Annotated in this window: 16 protein-coding genes; 13 read left to right on the top strand and 3 right to left on the bottom strand. The window is 30.3% G+C overall.

Annotated features, from left to right (window positions below; genetic code table 11):
* Window positions 1-3 precede the first annotated feature (3 nt).
* Window positions 4-2,118, bottom strand: a complete 2,115-nt coding sequence (gene pulA / locus BS101_RS19740) for a type I pullulanase (RefSeq protein WP_073540337.1) — start codon at window positions 2,116-2,118, stop codon at window positions 4-6.
* A gap of 137 nt (window positions 2,119-2,255) precedes the next feature.
* On the opposite strand from pulA, the gene BS101_RS19735 reads away from it, so the two are divergent.
* The 12 genes from BS101_RS19735 (at window position 2,256) to gatB (ending at window position 15,372) form a co-directional block, all read left to right on the top strand.
* Window positions 2,256-4,262 (top strand): triple tyrosine motif-containing protein, encoded by a 2,007-nt coding sequence (locus tag BS101_RS19735; protein ID WP_073540336.1) that lies wholly within the window; start codon window positions 2,256-2,258, stop codon window positions 4,260-4,262.
* 70 nt (window positions 4,263-4,332) lie between these two features.
* Window positions 4,333-5,022: a lytic transglycosylase domain-containing protein gene (locus BS101_RS19730; protein ID WP_073540335.1), complete on the top strand. Its 690-nt coding sequence runs from the start codon at window positions 4,333-4,335 to the stop codon at window positions 5,020-5,022.
* A 193-nt stretch (window positions 5,023-5,215) separates the two neighbouring features.
* Entirely contained in the window at window positions 5,216-5,932 is a 717-nt protein-coding gene (locus tag BS101_RS19725) for a pseudouridine synthase (protein WP_073540334.1), read from the top strand.
* A 384-nt stretch (window positions 5,933-6,316) separates the two neighbouring features.
* Window positions 6,317-6,619, top strand: coding sequence for a YerC/YecD family TrpR-related protein (locus BS101_RS19720; RefSeq protein ID WP_073540333.1), 303 nt, complete (start codon window positions 6,317-6,319; stop codon window positions 6,617-6,619).
* 186 nt (window positions 6,620-6,805) lie between these two features.
* Window positions 6,806-9,043 carry a DNA helicase PcrA gene (gene pcrA / locus BS101_RS19715; RefSeq protein WP_073540332.1) on the top strand — a complete coding sequence of 746 codons (2,238 nt, stop codon included), beginning with the start codon at window positions 6,806-6,808 and terminating at the stop codon, window positions 9,041-9,043.
* A gap of 72 nt (window positions 9,044-9,115) precedes the next feature.
* Complete coding sequence (locus tag BS101_RS19710) at window positions 9,116-9,298, top strand: DNA ligase LigA-related protein (RefSeq protein WP_073540331.1); 183 nt, start codon at window positions 9,116-9,118, stop codon at window positions 9,296-9,298.
* Window positions 9,298-11,289 (top strand): NAD-dependent DNA ligase LigA, encoded by a 1,992-nt coding sequence (gene ligA / locus BS101_RS19705; protein WP_073540330.1) that lies wholly within the window; start codon window positions 9,298-9,300, stop codon window positions 11,287-11,289. The genes BS101_RS19710 and ligA overlap by 1 nt, the downstream gene beginning before the upstream one ends.
* 7 nt (window positions 11,290-11,296) lie before the next feature.
* Entirely contained in the window at window positions 11,297-11,449 is a 153-nt protein-coding gene (locus BS101_RS23540) for a hypothetical protein (protein ID WP_198039524.1), read from the top strand.
* Window positions 11,450-11,601: 152 nt separating this feature from the next.
* Window positions 11,602-11,871 (top strand): hypothetical protein, encoded by a 270-nt coding sequence (locus BS101_RS19700; protein ID WP_073540329.1) that lies wholly within the window; start codon window positions 11,602-11,604, stop codon window positions 11,869-11,871.
* A gap of 252 nt (window positions 11,872-12,123) precedes the next feature.
* A complete protein-coding gene (gatC, locus tag BS101_RS19695; RefSeq protein ID WP_073540328.1) occupies window positions 12,124-12,411 on the top strand; it encodes an Asp-tRNA(Asn)/Glu-tRNA(Gln) amidotransferase subunit GatC in 288 nt (95 codons plus the stop codon).
* 56 nt (window positions 12,412-12,467) lie between these two features.
* A complete protein-coding gene (gene gatA, locus BS101_RS19690) occupies window positions 12,468-13,952 on the top strand; it encodes an Asp-tRNA(Asn)/Glu-tRNA(Gln) amidotransferase subunit GatA (protein WP_156876107.1) in 1,485 nt (494 codons plus the stop codon).
* Window positions 13,942-15,372, top strand: a complete 1,431-nt coding sequence (gatB, locus tag BS101_RS19685; protein ID WP_073540326.1) for an Asp-tRNA(Asn)/Glu-tRNA(Gln) amidotransferase subunit GatB — start codon at window positions 13,942-13,944, stop codon at window positions 15,370-15,372. Before gatA ends, gatB begins: the two co-directional genes overlap by 11 nt.
* A 20-nt stretch (window positions 15,373-15,392) precedes the next feature.
* On the opposite strand, the gene BS101_RS19680 is transcribed toward gatB, so the two are convergent.
* The gene (locus BS101_RS19680; RefSeq protein ID WP_083585779.1) at window positions 15,393-15,620 is read right to left on the bottom strand and encodes a hypothetical protein; all 228 of its coding nucleotides are present in this window, start codon (window positions 15,618-15,620) and stop codon (window positions 15,393-15,395) included.
* 156 nt (window positions 15,621-15,776) lie between these two features.
* Here BS101_RS19680 and BS101_RS19675 point away from each other — a divergent pair, with 156 nt between their 5' ends.
* Entirely contained in the window at window positions 15,777-17,393 is a 1,617-nt protein-coding gene (locus BS101_RS19675; RefSeq protein ID WP_073540324.1) for a peptide ABC transporter substrate-binding protein, read from the top strand.
* A gap of 296 nt (window positions 17,394-17,689) precedes the next feature.
* Here BS101_RS19675 and BS101_RS19670 read toward each other — a convergent pair whose 3' ends face one another.
* The gene (locus BS101_RS19670) at window positions 17,690-17,848 is read right to left on the bottom strand and encodes a hypothetical protein (protein ID WP_012103789.1); all 159 of its coding nucleotides are present in this window, start codon (window positions 17,846-17,848) and stop codon (window positions 17,690-17,692) included.
* Window positions 17,849-17,972 lie beyond the last annotated feature (124 nt).

The raw sequence follows: 17,972 nt of genomic DNA, 5'->3' as shown, positions 1-17,972 counted from the left end.
TTGTTAATCCTCTTCTGTGTACAATATATAAGAAGACATACTTTGTAATATGAACGGTTTTTTAAAAATAATATTTTCAATTTTAATGTTGTTACTGTCTAATGCCACTTTCCATTTCATGTCAGGAATGTCTACATGCCTGTCTTTTCTTCCTACATTTACTGCTATGAGAGCATGTTTCCAATTGTCTCTGCCAGTATAATCCTTTATTGTGAAGGCAAGAATGTCTTCAGGTATATTTTCTATAAAAATTAAATTATCTAGTAAGGTGTCTTTAGAATAAAGTCTAAATAGAGAGTGAGATTTTCTTATATGAATTAATTTTTTATAATGATTAAGCACATCCATAAATTCATACTTTTTATTCCATTCAATGCAATTTATATAATCTGGACTGTTGAAGCTGTTATGTTCTCCTTGTTTGCTTCTGCAAAATTCTTCTCCAGAGTATATAAAGGGAATACCAGGACAAGTTAAAATTATAGTTGAACATAATTTTACCATTTTCTTTTTTTCTTCTATGGTTTCATGGGTACAGCTCAAACTTATTCTATCCCATAAAGTATGGTTGTCATGACAGCTTGAGTAATTTACAGATTGTTCAGGAGAAATATATTGTGACATTATACATTCTCTCAATATCTTACCTTTAGAGGCATCTCCCATTATAAAACCTCTGTCCTTCAAATCAAATACATTACCTTTTAAGCAGTCCCTTATTCTATCGTTGAAGAAGGCTATATTGTCTAAAGATTTTGCATTATTAAGAGTAGACTTATTCTGCTCTGCAAGGGAGGTGTTTAGGGTCCAGCCTTCACCATAGATCATTACAGATCTGTTTATCCTATGAAGTTTATTTTCTATTAATTTCATGGTATCTATATCTATAAGTCCCATAAGATCAAATCTGAATCCATCTATATGGTATTCCCTGGCCCAAAATGTTACAGAGTCTGTTATGAATTTTCTTACCATTAAATGTTCAGAAGCCAGATCATTTCCGCATCCACTCCCAGAGCAGGGTATCTTTTTCTGTGAAAATCTAAAATAGTAGTCCGGGAATATATTTTGGAAATTATCTGCCCAACCATGATATACATGATTATAAACTACATCCATATTTATTGCTATATTGTTTTTATGAAGGCAGTAAATCATTTCTTTAAGTTCTATTATTCTGCACAGGGGCTGGTAGGCATCTGAAGCATAGCTTCCTTCAGGAACATTGTAATTTTGGGGATCATATCCCCAATTATAATCTTTATCACTGTATCTTTCATCTACACTTTCATAACTAAAATCGAATATAGGCATTAACTGAAGGTGGGTAATACCAAGTTCCAGTATATGATCTAAACAGGTACTAAGGCCCTGCGGAGATTTTGTGCTTTTTTCTGTCAAGGATAAAAATTTTTTACTGTTTGAAACTCCGCTGCTGGCATGGGAAGATAAATCTCTTAGGCTGACTTCATATATTATGGAATCAGTATATTTTTTAACATCAATATAAGTGTCATCATGCCACATAGGGGGATCTGTTCTTTTTAAATCTAATACAACTCCTATTAAGCCATTTATATTTGCTGAAACAGCATAAGGATCCACTACTATATTTGAATTATCATATAGGGTTACATGATAGTTATAGTAGGTTTCATGTAAATCTCCTTTTATGGAAGTATGCCAAAGTCCTCTATATTCTTTCATATCTATCATATATTTAATATTGAAGCTGTCAGGAGAAATTTTTTCATATATTACAAGTTTTACAGAAGAGGCTGGAGGCGACCAGAGATTAAAGCTAGTCTTTCCTTTGGTATATATGGCACCTAAGGAGGTATCGTGAAAAAATTTTTTATTGAATTCTTCTGTGGAATATAGGGGATAGTACCATACTTTATAAGGTATATTCTCATATTCTATGAAACAATAGTATTTTATATTTATCTCTCTGTTTAAATTCAAAATTATAGTATTGTCAACTATGGAATAACTAATTACAGATATTTTTTCTTTGCCATTTTCTACATTTAACTTATAGGATTTAAATTGAAATATTTCATCTGATATTAAAGTTACTTTGTTAAAAGAGTCAGTATAAACATTTATTATTTTCATATATATTCACCTACTTATTAGTATAGTAAAATATAATATAAATATACAAAAAATACTATTACAAAATATGGTATTATAGTATAATATATTTTAAGGAATATAGTATTTATAAGATTTTTACATGGGGGATGATGTAAATGAATGAACTAGCTATGAGCTGTGATGTGAAAAGTCCACAGGAAAAGAAGACAAAAATTATTATAAATATAAATAACAATTTAAAAGAAAAACTTTTATATAAGTATATGGTAGGATATAATGGGATATGGAACACTATAAAAGATTTTACGGAGAGAGAAGAAATTGAGTGGGCTCCAGTGCAGGATGGAAAGTATGTATTAATGGTACAAGCTAAGAAACCAGATAGCAGTAAAAGTTTTGATTATGTATCTAGAATGGATTATGTAATAGGAAAAGTGGAAGAAAAATTGATAAGTAATATTTATATAGATAAAGATAAATTGGTATTAGGTGATAAATTAACTATAACAGTAGATACTATTAAATTCCCACTTATGTTTAGATATTGGATAAAAATAGATAATGAATGGGAAATGATAAAAGACTATTCAGTAGATAACATGCTTTCCTGGGTAGTGAAAACTGAAGGAAAAGGTGAAATATTAGTAGAGTGTAAAAATATTGATTCAAAGAACGATTTTGATGATTTTAAAAATGTAGGGTTTCAGGTGATACCGTTGAAAGAGGTAAAAATAACAGATTTTAAATGTTTAACTTCAGAACTTTTAGAAAATTCCGAATTGGTTTTTCAAGTGAATTCTGAGCATGATAAGGATAGAACTATTCTTTATAAATTTTTTAAAGTTAATTCTAATAGAGAAGTAGAATGTGTACAGAACTATTCTACTCAGAAAATAGTTAGTTATGTTGAAGCTAAAAGTGGAGATTATAAGCTTTTATGTATGGCCAAAGATATGTATTCTATTAATAAATTTGACGATAGAGCAGTATTGAATTTTAGTGTAAAAAAATATAGCCAAATTTATATAAAAAATTTTACCACAGATATTAACTATCCTCAGTTATGTGGAACAAAAGTTACTTTGATGGCGGATACCATAGGGGGAAGGGAGCTTTTGTATAGATATATAATTCAGGGAAGCTATAGTAGAGAGGATTCAGGATATACTATTTGTAATAGTTATATATGGGAGAGTAAAATGGCGGGGAATTATACCATAACTTTGATGGTTAAAGATAAATCTTTTTCAGGAGATTATGAAGCCATAGAACATTTAGATTATATTATAGATGAGAAAAGTAGGGAACCTGTTAAGATCCAGAGTGTTATATTAGATAAAAATAAGGGTATACTAAAAAATCAAAATATCAATGTAAAAATAAATGCTTCAGGAGGAGTGGAACTGATATATTCTTTTATTATAAAAAGGAATGGGATAGAAATAAAAACAATGAAATATAATAAAAACAGTTTTATGAGATTTATTCCAGAAGAGAATGGGAATTATGAATTAGAAGTTAGGGTAAGGGATAAATATTCTGATAGAGAATACGATTGTCATTCCATAGTAAAGATAGATGTATTTGACTATATGCCGGCAGTTATTGATTACATACTTTATCCTGTGAGAGAGTATCATTTAGTGGGTGAGAGAGTTGTTATAAACTGTATAACTCAAGATACTAAAAATGTCATTATGAAATATATATTGAGTATAAATAACCGTAAAGTGGAAGAAACAGAGTTTGTTACAGGGAAATCCTATGCTTTTGTACCTAAATATAGTGGTATTTACAAGGTGGAGATTTTAGCAAGAAATATTAAAAGCAGTAAAAAATTTGATTGTAAGAGGGAAGTGGCTGTTGAAATCAACGAAGCATTACCTGTGACAAATACCAGAATCACCTGTGATAATGCAAATTTCTTTTGTAATGAACCAGTTATTTTTACTGTTCATAGTGAAGGGGGAAAAGATGTAGTATATGAGTTCTATATAATGGAAAAGGGAGATTGGAATTTAGTTCAAGGCTATAGTAAAAAGAATTATTATACTTTTATCCCTTTCCATAAAGATGAATATAAAGTGTTGGTTTTGTGTAAAAGTCAGTATAATAAAGACTTTTATGAAGATTATAATATATTTTTATTTAAGGCACAGTAAAATTAACTTGCTCAAGTATAGATATTTATGTACGATAAAAATCATAGTGTATTTTTGGGTAGGTGAGAAAATGAGTATAAATGTTACAAATAATGATAATCAGGATAAAACTTTACAGAAGGTATTACAGTTTCAGATGATGACCCAAATATTTGAGCAGGCCTTTGGAGATTCGGATTCCTTTCAGATTATGATGGAAAGTTTGCTAAAGGCAGCATCTGATAGTAATGGAAATATAGATATATCTAAACTTGCTTCACTAGGAGAAGAAGATTTAAGCAAACTAGGATATGGAGGAGGACAGAGGCTGAATACTGCTTATAATAGTGTAAAAGATTATTTGAAAAGTGGTGTTTCAGATATAGATGAAGCAGTGGAAAAAGCCTCTAAAAAGTATGGTGTGGATAAGGATTTGATAATGGCAGTTATAAAACAAGAATCTGATTTTAATCCAACAGCTACTTCTTCTGCGGGAGCTATGGGACTTATGCAGCTTATGCCGGGAACGGCCAGTGAATTAGGGGTGACAGATGCTTATAATGTAGATCAAAATGTGGATGCGGGCACTGAGTATTTAAGGAATATGTTGAATATGTATGGAAATTCTAAAGAACTGGCACTGGCTGCCTATAATGCTGGGCCTGGAACCTTGCAATATAAAGGGATAAAAAATAGTTCGGATATTTCAAATTTATCTTATGAGACTAGAAATTATGTGCAAAAAGTTATGAATTACTATGGAAAATCAAGTAATTCCTAGATTTATATGAGGTCTATAAGATACCAATTTTATTCATCTGAACCTTATTAACAGTATTTTTAGTGTCTTTAGTAAAATACGTTATCCTTTAGGGGAAGAACTTATCCAGGCGCGCGGCAGTGTTTATCTCCCATTTTGAAGAGGATGGGAGTATTAGCTGCTTTTAGTGTTCAGATGAAAAGGAGGGGATTTTGTGGATAGATTAGATAAGGTATTAGCGAATTTGGGATATGGGACTAGAAAAGAAGTAAAAGCTATAGTTAAAAGTGGAGCAGTAAAAATAGATGGTTTAGTAGTAAGAGATAACTCTATGAAGATAAATCCCGATGAGTGCAAAATAGAGGTAGAGGAAACTGTTGTGGAATATAAAAAGAATATATATATACTGATGAATAAACCTGAAGGAGTAGTATCTGCAACGTTTGATAATTATGAGGAAACTGTTATAGATATTTTAGAACCTAAATATCAGGCATTTAAACCTTTCCCTGTAGGAAGACTGGATAAGGATACTAAAGGATTACTTCTTATTACCAATGATGGAGAGTTAAATCACAGATTGATATCTCCCAAAAATCATGTAGATAAAGTTTACTATGCCGAAATAGATAAGAAAGTAGATATGGCTGACATTAGAAAATTTAAAAGGGGTATAGTATTAAAAGATGAATATACTTGTATGCCGGCAGAACTAAAAATTATAGAATCTGATGAAAATGGTGCCAGGGTAGAGGTAACTGTTCAAGAGGGAAAATTTCATCAGATTAAAAGAATGTTTAATGCTTTGGGGAAAAATGTAATTTATCTAGAGAGAATAAAATTTGGCCCCTTAAGTTTGGATGATAATCTTCAGGAAGGGGAATACAGAGAATTATATGGGGAAGAGATTGAACTATTAAAGAATATATGAATGTATTGAAATCATATTATAATATGTGCTGCAAGTTAAATATCATGCATTATATGTAAAATCAGTAAATTATAAGTATATAGGCTTGATATTTTTGCTTTGCTTTATTATAATTAAAATATAGAAATAAATATAAAGGAATAATAGCCCCCTTTTTATTTATTACTAAACAGCCTATACCCCAAATGGGCTGTTTTTTATTTTTAAATTTTTATACTAATGAAAGAATAAATTTAATGTAATATATAATCAGAATATATTCTTTTAAGTAGGAAATGTGTATATATGAGGATATATCACAAAATTATTTGTGATTTTATAGATTAATGTTTTAATACATGATAGAATTAAAGAAAAAATGTACATGAATAAGGAGTGGCGTTCATGGGAGATTATGAATCTAAGTTAAAAAGTAAGGCAATGGATTATCTGTGTGAGGCAGTATTGTCTCTAAAGACAAAGGAAGAGTGTTATAGATTTTTCGATGACATATGTACTATAAATGAAATAAAAGCATTAGAACAAAGACTTCAGGTAGCCAAGATGTTGAAAAACAAAAAAACATATTTAGATATCGCATCTGCAACTGGTGCAAGTACTGCCACTATAAGTAGAGTAAATAGATGCTTAAATTATGGAAGTGACGGATATAGAATTGTATTGGAGAGATTAAATAGTAGTATTTAATTTTAAATGTGTTGATAAATGTCAGCACATTTTTTATGACTAAAGTTTAATTATATGATTAAATAATCATTAAAATGATATAATATTAAATATAATTTCACTTATATGATTGATTTTTACATACTGTAAACGGAATGTGAAAAAATTTTAATAATAAAAGTGTATATAAAACAGGAGTGGTTTTTTATGGATTTAAAGAATCTTTTAAATAAAGAACAATATGAAGCGGTGACAACTGTAGAAGGTCCATTATTGATTTTAGCTGGAGCAGGTTCTGGCAAGACTAGAGTTTTAACTTATAGAATAGCTCATATGATTGAAGATTTAAATATATATCCCTCTAAAATATTGGCCATAACTTTTACAAATAAGGCTGCGGGAGAAATGAAAGATAGAATAAGAAAACTGGTAGGGGATGAAGTGGACAGCATGTGGGTATCCACATTTCATTCAAGCTGTGTAAGAATATTGAGGAGAGAAATAGATAAGCTTGGATACAATAGGAATTTTGCCATATATGACAGCTATGATCAAAAAGTACTTATAAAGCAGTGTATGAAGGAATTAAATATGGATGACAGTATAACTGATAAGGAAATAATAAATAGGATCAGCAGGCAAAAGGATAATCTTATATCACAAGATAGGTTCAAAAAAGAAAATGAAGGCAATTTTAGAATGAATAAAATAGCAGATGTATATGTAATGTATCAGAAGAAGCTTAAAGAAAACAATGCTTTGGATTTTGACGATCTTATATTTAAAACGGTACAGCTTTTTAAAGAACATCCAGATGTACTTGAATTTTATCAGAGAAAATTTAAATATATAATGGTGGATGAATATCAAGACACCAATAAGTCACAATATGAGTTTGTAAGATTATTAGCCCAGGTAGAGAAAAATATATGTGTAGTAGGGGATGACGATCAGTGCATTTATGCATGGAGAGGTGCGGACATAGAAAATATTTTAAATTTTGAGAATGATTATATAAATTCCAAGATTATAAAGTTGGAACAAAACTATAGATCAAAAGCTAATATACTAAAAGCCGCTAATGATGTTATAAGTAATAATTTTCATAGAAAACAGAAAGTGCTTAAAACTACAAATGACAGTGGAGATAAAATAAAATTATATAGAGCTACCACAGATATAGATGAAGGGAGATATATAGCATCCCGGATTAAGGAAATTTTAAATATAGATAAAGATAAACATTATAGGGATTTTGCAGTGCTTTATAGAAAAAATGTTCAATCCCGTGTATTTGAAGATATTTTTATGAAATCTAATATACCTTATAGAATTATTGGGGGATTGAAATTTTATGACAGAAAAGAAATAAAAGATATTTTGGCTTATTTGAAGTTTATAAATAATCCTTTAGATAATGTAAGCTTGAGGAGAATAATAAATGTACCTAAGAGAAATATTGGAGAAGCCACAGTACAAAAAATACAGAGCTTTGCAGATTCTATGGATGAATCAATATATAATGCCCTTTTAGATATTGATAAAAGCATGAATTTGACACAAAGAAGTATTAATTCCATAAAAAAATTTGTGAGTCTCATAAATAGTTTTATAAAAAGCAGGGATAAAATCTCTGTATCTGAACTAATAAAAGAGGTATTGAATACTACGGGGTATTTAGAAGAATTAAAACACTCAAAGGAGCCAGACACTATAAGTAGAATAGAAAATCTCAAAGAATTGGTATCTGCAGCTGTGGAATTTGAAGTTACCTCGGAAGATACGTCTCTTTCTGCATTTTTAGAAAAGGTAACACTGGTTTCTGATATAGATAATTTTGATAATAATGCAGATTCAGTGGTACTTATGACGGTACATAGTGCAAAAGGTCTGGAATTTCCTGTAGTCTTCATGGTGGGAATGGAAAATGGAATATTTCCAGGAATACAGTCCTTAGATAATCCTAAGGAGATGGAAGAGTCAAGAAGACTTTGTTATGTGGGGATAACGAGGGCAAAAGAAAATATTTATATGACATTTGCTGATACAAGAAGAGTATTTGGCAAGATGGTATCTTATAAACAGTCTGATTTTATAGATGAAATATCCGGTGAATTAAAAGAATATGATGATTTCAGAAAATCAGATATTAATAATTTTATAAATAAATCTTTAAGTAAAAATATATTTTCATATGGGAAAAAAGGGATCTTAAATAATATACCTTCTAAAAGAGAAAGTATATCTGTAGATAATATTCCTCAAGGTAATTATTTAAAACCAGAAAATATAAAAGAAGGAATAAAAGTAAAACATAAGAAATTTGGAGTAGGTACCATTGTGAGTATATCCAAGAAGGATGAGGATATAAAGCTTACCATAGTTTTTGATAATATGGGAATAAAAAATTTAATGTATGGTGTAGTTCCGCTGGAGGCGGTATAGAATATACAGAATGTATAAAACTTTAAATTTAGTTCTTTTAGAGAATGATTAAGCTGGGAAGGAAGAGCATTTGTGGATATTAAAAATAAAATGGGAGAATTGGGCAAACTGATAGGATATTACAATAAAGATGAATCAGAAACTACAGACCATGAATATGACAAGCTATCTCTTAAACTAAGAAAACTTGAAAAAGAGTATCCAGAATATGCCCGTAAAGATTCACCTACACAAAAAGTAGGGGGTAGTATTTAGTGAGCATTAAGAAGAGAATAGATGAGCTTAGAAAAATAATAGAATATCATAACGACAAATACTACAATCAGGATAACCCGGAGATAACTGATTATGAATATGATAAATTATACGTTGAATTGAGAAATTTAGAAAATAGTCATCCAGAGTATAAAATTCTGAGTTCACCAACTCAGAAGGTTGGAGGCACAGTAAAAAGAGAGTTAAGAAAAGTTAGACATGATATTCCTGTAGTAAGTTTGCAAGATGTATTTTCAAAAGAAGAAGTATATAGTTTTGTTGAAAAGATAACATCAGAAGTTACATACCCTAAATTTGTTGTAGAGAAAAAAATTGATGGATTAACGGTTGTATTGAGATATTATAATGGAGAACTTAAGGAAGCTATAACAAGGGGCGATGGCTCAATTGGAGAATCTGTATTTGAAAATATCCTGCAAGTAGAATCTATACCAAAACATATTCCAAGCAAGTTAAACTATTTAGAAATTCGCGGCGAGATATACATGACCAATGAAAATTTCATAAAAGTTAATGAGAAACAGGAAGAGATAGGGGGGAAGATATTTAAAAATCCCAGAAATTTAGCTGCTGGAACTATCAGGCAGTTAGATACCAGTATTGTAAAGGACAGAAATTTAAATATATTTATTTTTAATCTGGAGATTTCAGAGGGAAAGAAATTTGAAACACATTCAGAAACCTTAGAGTGGTTATCTAATCAAGGGTTTGATGTTAGTCCAAACTTTAAAATATGTGAAACTGCAGATGAGGTTTGGAACGCTATTTTAGATATTGAAGAAAGTAGATGGGATTTAGGGTACTCTATTGACGGAGCCGTAGTAAAGGTAGACAATTTAAATGACAGAATATCTTTGGGAATGACAAGCAAGGTTCCTAAGTGGACAGTGGCATTTAAATATCCTCCAGAACAAAAGGAAACTGTTATTGAGAATATAATAGTTCAAGTAAGCCGTACAGGGAGGCTGAATCCACTTGCACTATTAAGGCCTGTTATATTAGCTAATACCACAATATCAAAGGCTACATTGCATAATCAAGATTTCATAGATTCAAAGGATATTCGGATTGGAGATACTGTAATAATTCAAAAAGCTGGAGATATTATACCCGAAATAATAAGAAGTATTCCTGAAAAAAGACCGGATTGGGCTAAAAAATACATAATACCTGATGTGTGTCCTGTATGCAATTCAAAGACAATAAGGGAACCAGATGGCGTTGATACACGATGTAGTAATCCAGATTGTGAAGCGCAATCATTTAGAAAGATAGGATATTTTGTATCCAAGGATGCAATGAATATAGTTGGATTTGGTCAAAATACAGTAGAAGCCTTGATGAAAGATGGTTATATAAAGAAAATTTCAGATATATATATCCTTGAGAATTATAAAGATGAATTAATAGAAAAGGGTATAATAGGAAAAGAAAAATCAGTCAATAATCTTTTGAATGCAATAGAATTGTCCAAAGATAATGATATTGACAGATTAATTACAGGCCTTGGCATAAGAAATGTAGGTAAGCAATCGGCAAAAATATTAGCTGGAAATTTCAAAAGTATGGATGAGCTTGCTGGTGCAACATATGAACAATTAATCGAACTAGAGGATTTTGGACCAACAACAGTACCTGATATACTTGAATTTTTTAATAGTAATGCTTACATTGAACTTATTAAAAAGCTGAAAGAAGCAGGTGTAAATATTATATCTAAGACAGTGCAAAAAAATATAGATAATAGATTTCTAGGTAAAACATTTGTAATAACGGGAACATTACCAACTATGAAAAGGGACGAAGCCGCTGAAATAATACAATCATTTGGTGGCAAGGTATCTGGAAGTGTTTCAAAAAGGACATCCTTTGTTCTGGCAGGAGAAGAAGCTGGAAGTAAGCTGACAAAGGCTCAACAATTAGGAATATCTATAATTACAGAAGAAAACTTAAAAGACATGATTAAATAAATTCAACATGGGATTCGAAAAAGCTGTTGACAAAGTGAACCCCCTGTCAACACAATTTTCCAGTGTATTTATTCCAAATATTGAATATAGTGATTTAATTATTTTTAAATGTTTTGGAGATACTGTATATGAGGAAGAATTTATTGATATGATTAAATAATTTTTAGATATACAAAATTAGTAATTAATATTAATAATAAATTTTTAAAACTATATATAAATATTTACAAAACAATAAAAAAGGATTATTATAAAAATAGTTTAATTTTTAATTTACAGTTAAACTTTGGTATAAGACTTTGGAGGAGAGATATGAAAAATACAATAAATTTATTAGGATGGATAGGGGTTATATTTACTATTCTTGCACTAATATTAACGCTCCTTACTACATATCAGTTTACTTATGTAAAGTATTTTAGCGACTATTATACACTGCAATGGAGTATATTTATTACAATGATAATATGGGCTATAAACATGATAGTTTCTAGAACAAGTTTTAAAAATGTAATATATCCCTTGACATGTGTATTGATAGCTTGTGTAACTATGTTCTTTATGTATATGAAAGTTTACTAAAACTAAGAGACAATCTAAAGAAAGATTGTCTCATTTTTTATCCAAAGACTGGAGTTAGTTAATATCCTAACTTCTCGAAAGTGATGATAAGTACTGCTTGCGCCTATGGATATGTTCTTCCTCTAAAGGATAACGTATTCTAAGTGCTGAAGATACTAAGAATACTGTTAATAAGATTCAGATGGAGAAGAACATTCCTTATATGCAAACTTCATCTGACCTAAGAATCACTTGATATGAAAGGAGGGTTTTATGACCATTACAATAAAAGATGTGGAATATGTATCAAATCTGGCCAGATTGGAATTCGAAGAAGAGGAAAAAGTAAAACTTGTAAAAGATTTAAATAAAATATTAGAGTATATGGAAAAGCTGGATGAGCTTCATACAGAAGAAGAGAATATAATTGTGAATCCTTATTACATGGAAAATAAATTTAGGGAAGATATTTTAGAACCTTCATTAGATATACAGTGGGTACTAGATAATTCTCCTGATAACTTTCAGGAATATATAGTAGTGCCTAAGGTGGTAAAATAATTCCAAAGTAAGATATGTTGAATCTAAGAATCACTTTATATGGGCTGGGGGGGTGAGTGAATTATATGAGAATAACTGTACATAAATTAAAAGATATGATAAAAAATAGAGAAGTAAGTGTAGAAGAAATTGCAAGGATCTATCTAAATAGAATAGATGAAGTAGATAGTAAGCTAGGAGCTTATTTATATGTAGCATCGGAAGGTTTATTGCAAAAGGCAAAGGAATTAGATGAAAGAATAAGCAGAGGTGAAATTTCAGGAAGGCTTTTTGGTATACCTATTTCTGTGAAAGATAATATAAGTGTAGAAAATATGCAAAATACCTGTGCTTCTAGAATGTTAACAGGATATATATCACCTTATGATGCACATGTCGTAGAAAAAATAAAGTTTCATCAGGGAATAATTATAGGTAAAACTAATATGGATGAATTTGCCATGGGTTCTTCTACAGAAAATAGTTCCATAAAGTTCTCTAGGAATCCATGGGATCTAAATAGGGTGCCAGGAGGGTCTTCAGGAGGTTCTGCAATCTCAGTGGCAGCAGGAGAAGCTGCACTATCCATTGGCACTGATACAGGAGGTTCTATAAGACAGCCTGCATCTTTTTGCGGAGTAGTGGGTTTAAAACCAACCTATGGTAGAATTTCAAGATATGGGGCGGTTGCATTTGGTTCCACCCTAGATCAAATAGGAACTATAGCAGCAGATGTAGAAGATTGTGCACTTTTAACTGAGTGTATATCTGGAATGGATAAAAGGGATTTTACTACAGCAGATATGGAAGTACCCAAGTACAGTAAAAGCTTGAGCAAAGATATTAAGGGAATGAGGATAGGGATACCTAAAGAATATTTTGGAGAGGGATTGAATGATAAGGTTAGGAAATCTGTAGAAGAGGCAATTTTGGTACTTAAAGAAAATGGAGCACAGATTAAAGAATGTTCAATTCCATTATCAGAATATGCACTGGCAGCTTATTATATAATTGCAAGTGCTGAGGCTTCTTCTAATCTTGCCAGGTTTGATGGAATAAGATATGGTCACAGATCAAAAAACTTTAAAGATGCAGTGGACATATATTTTAAATCCAGAAGCGAGGGATTGGGCAGTGAAGTAAAAAGAAGAATAGTTCTTGGAACTTATGTACTTTCTGAAGGATATTATGATGATTATTATAAAAAAGCTCTAAAGGTTAGAAAACTTATAAGAAATCAATTTGAAGATATAATGAAGGAATTTCATGCAATTATCTCTCCTACGTGTCCCACTACAGCTTTTAAAATAAATGAAAAAAAAGAAGATGTGATGGCAATGTATTTGTCGGATATTTATACTGTACCGGCTAATATAACAGGTATACCTGCTATATCTATTCCCTGTGGCATGGTAGATGGTCTTCCAGTAGGACTTCAGATTATGTCTGGTTATTTTAGGGAGGATATACTCTTTAATATAGCTTATAGTTTTGAACAATCCACTAAATGGCATAATATTACTCCAGATGTACAAAAGGAGGACGGGGACTATGGAATTTGAAGCTGTTATTGGTCTTGAAGTTCATGTAGAACTTTTAACAGAGACTAAAATATATTGTGGATGCAGTACTGTATTTGGAAGTGATCCCAATAAACATGTTTGTCCTGTATGTCTTGGGCTTCCAGGCTCCCTTCCAAGGCTGAACAAAAAAGTAGTAGAATATGCTATAAAAGCAGGACTTGTTTTTAATTGTTCTATAAATAATAAAAGTAGAATGGATAGAAAAAATTATTTTTATGCTGATTGTCCTAAAAATTATCAGATAACTCAGCAGGAAATACCTATTTGCAGGGAAGGTTTTATTGAGATAAGAAATCATTTAGGTAAAAAAAAGAGAATAGGTATTGAAAGAATACACATGGAAGAGGACGCAGGAAAACTTATACATACAGATGAAGGTACATTGATCGATTATAACAGAGCGGGAATACCCCTTATAGAAATAGTGTCAAAACCGGATATCAGGACTTCAAGGGAGGCAGTTTCATATCTTGAAAATTTAAGAAATATACTTAAATTTATAGGGGTATCGGATTGTAAGATGGAACAAGGTTCCCTTAGATGTGACTGCAATATATCCATAAGACCTAAGTATAATCTGAAATTGGGAGTAAAAACTGAAATAAAGAATATGAACTCTTTCAAGGCGCTTGAGAAAGCTATCCAGTATGAGTATAAAAGGCAAAGTGATTTAGTGGAATCTGGAGAAAAGGTGAAGCAGGAAACTAGAAGATGGAATGATGCCAAAAATGTAACTGAAGTTATGAGAAGCAAAGAATATGCTAATGACTATAGGTATTTCCCGGAAGGAGATTTGACAGCTATAAATATTTCAGATAATTATATAGATAACATAAGAAAAACTATTCCAGAACTTCCGGATAAAAAGATAGATAGATTTGTTGAAGAATTTAAAATTTCTAGAAAGGAAATAGAAATTTTAATTTTAAATATGGAAATAGGAGATTTTTTTGAAAATGCAGCTAGATTGAGTGGAGATGCAAAGTCCGTTTCCAATTGGATTGCAGGGGATATATCAAGGCTTGCAAAGGAAACAGGAATTCCTTTAAATAACTTAAATTTTACAGAAAGAGATTTAGCGGAGTTGATTGAATTTATAAATTGCGGTGTTATTTCCAATAATATAGGTAAGAAGGTCATTGAGGAAATGTTTTATAAAGGTAAACGCCCTAAACAAATAATGGAGGAAAAGGGATTTGTTCAAAATAACAGTAAAGAGAAAATCTTAAAAGTTGTAAAAGAGGTTATGGAAGAAAACCTAAAGTCCATTGAAGATTATAAAAAGGGCAAGAAAAAAGCAGTGAAATTTATGGTAGGTATGGTTATGAAAAAGACCAAGGGTAATGCCAATCCTGTGCTTGTAAATAAATTAGTGGAAGAAGAAATAGGTAAATATTAAATTTCATAAAAATAAGAGACTTATTCTTTAGAGTCTCTTATTTCTTCTTCTTGCTCTATTATGTTAATATCTTTCTTTGTAAGCATATGCATATATTGAGTCATTTTTTCCAAAAGATAATTTTTATACTTTATTTGAGATAGTGTTTGTTTAATTATTATAAGCCCCCAAATTAACACGAATATTATAGTGCACATAGTTAAAATACCAAATATCTCTATAGCAAGTATCATTTTATATTCCTCCATAATATCAATTTTAAGGACAATACCGCCGCTTAAATACACGTGAACATTATATCATAAAAAAATCATATTAAAAATATTATAATACAATTTGTTTATTTTTATGGTTAAGTGACAATAATTTAATTAGTATCCCATAGATAAGATGAGGAGAAAATTATGAAAAAACTTATTTACGTGATAATAATTGTATCAGTGATTGGTGTGATTTCTATAACTTTAAGCGGAGGGGCACTGGAGAAAAAAACTAAGGAAATTCAGACTAACAGCTATAAAAATAGTTTAGTATATAATTTAGGAGAATTACCAGATGATTTAATAATGCTGGATTCAGATAATGTGCGGCAAAAGGATATACTTGCCAATGCATTTGAAGGTTTGGTAAGTAGTGATGTCAATGGAAGGATAATTCCATCTCTGGCAGAAAGCTGGAGTGTAAGTGATGAAGGAACCAGCTACACTTTTAAAATAAGAAAAAATGCAAAGTGGAGTAATGGAACTGATATAACTGCATATAATTTTGTGGATTTCTTCTCTCATATATTAAGTGTAAATGTAAAAAACATATATGGGGATCAATTGGATTGCATTTTTGGTGCGGAAGATTATAGAAAGGGCAAATGTGATTTTAAAAATGTAGCTGTTACTGCTATAGATAAAGATACTTTATCTATAAGGTTAAATTATCCTTGTAATTATTTTTTGAATATACTTGCCCAACCTATATATTCACTTAGAATTATTGATTACAAGCTCATAAATTGGAAAAAATATTATAATTCTATATTGTATTCAGGAAGTTTTACCATATCTAATTTGTCTGATGAGCAGGAAATAACTTTGAAGAAAAATTCTAAATATTGGAATGCCAGTGAAGTAAAAAGTGATACCATAGTAGTAACTTCTTTAAAAACCAGTGAAAGTACACTGGCGGGATTTGACAATTACAGGATAAATATATTTACAGATCCTCCTTTGGGAGAAATTGAAAACATTGAGAAAAAAGACAAATATATAACTGACACTGAATTAAAGGGTACAGGAATAGTTTTTAATTTAAAAGGGAAGGGTATTGTAAGTAATGTTAATTTTAGAAAGGCAGTATCCCTTTCTATCAATAGGAATAACATAGTTAAAAATATATTGAAAGATACGGTAATACTGGCAAATTCCTATATACCTAGTTGTGTAAACAATGGATTGGAGGGTAATTTTATAAATAAATCTTTTTTCTCAGAAAGTGCCAATGAAGGGGCAGCTTTAGAGGCTATGAAAAATTTAGATTATAATGACGAAAAAAAATCTTTAAAACTTATATATGTAAATTCAGTTGAAAATAAAAAGGTATGTGATGAAATAGCAAATGATCTGAAAAAGTATATAAAAGTAAATGTGAAATGTGTAGGATATGATTTAAACTCGTTTAATAATGAAATAAAAAATGGCAATTACGATATGGCAGAAATATATTATGAAGGGCATTATAATTATCCCTTACCTTTTTTTCAAATGTGGCAATCTTCTTCTACATATAATTTATATGGATATAGTAATATAGAATTTGATAATAAGTTCACTGGTACAGTTTTTGAGAAGGATGTAAATAAAAAAGTAGAAATGTTTAAAGATATGGAAAATTTATTGCTCGAAGATATGCCAATAGTACCTATATATTTTAATAAAACGGTTATTGTTACAAGAAGTTATGTAAAAGATGTATATACTAATAAAATGGGCAATATAAAATTGGATAAGGTTTATTTATGGAAGAATTAAATTATGTAAAGTATTTTTTAAAAAGGATCTCATTTCATATTTATATGAACGCAGCAAGTAGCTACTATTCTCATCTTCTTCAAAGGGAGATAAGCATGGCTAACGTGTCTGGATAAATTCTTCCCCTAAAGGATAAGTATTCTAAGTGCTAAAGACACTGAGAATACTGTTAATAAGGTTCAGATGGAGATAAGTATTTCTCTATATCAAACTCCACCTGAGCCCAAGAATCACTTGATGAGATCCTATGTCAAATTAGAAATGTAGCTCAATTTTAAATAACTCATCCCCCATTTTTAAAGATGGGTAGATTCATTATTGGATTTCTTTTTAGGAGTAAAATATATGCAGTTTGTTTCTAAAGAGGAAAGGCTTGTAATAGGAGTAACGTAGTTTAAAGTGCATTTTCCGTTTTTTTCATGAACACAATTTTCAGAACAATTAATATCCATCATCAGGTATCACCCTCCTTATAGAAGCTGGATGAATTTAAGGGATTTTAAAGTATTAAAAAAATGGTTTTTTGTTGATTATTCTTATATACTTAAAGTGCTTGTACTTTAGGTTATATTATTATGT

This window comes from Clostridium kluyveri (assembly GCF_001902295.1).
Lineage (GTDB): Bacteria > Bacillota > Clostridia > Clostridiales > Clostridiaceae > Clostridium_B > Clostridium_B kluyveri_B.
Note: the sequence above shows the minus strand (reverse complement) of the source record. Positions and strands in the feature narration are given on the sequence as shown.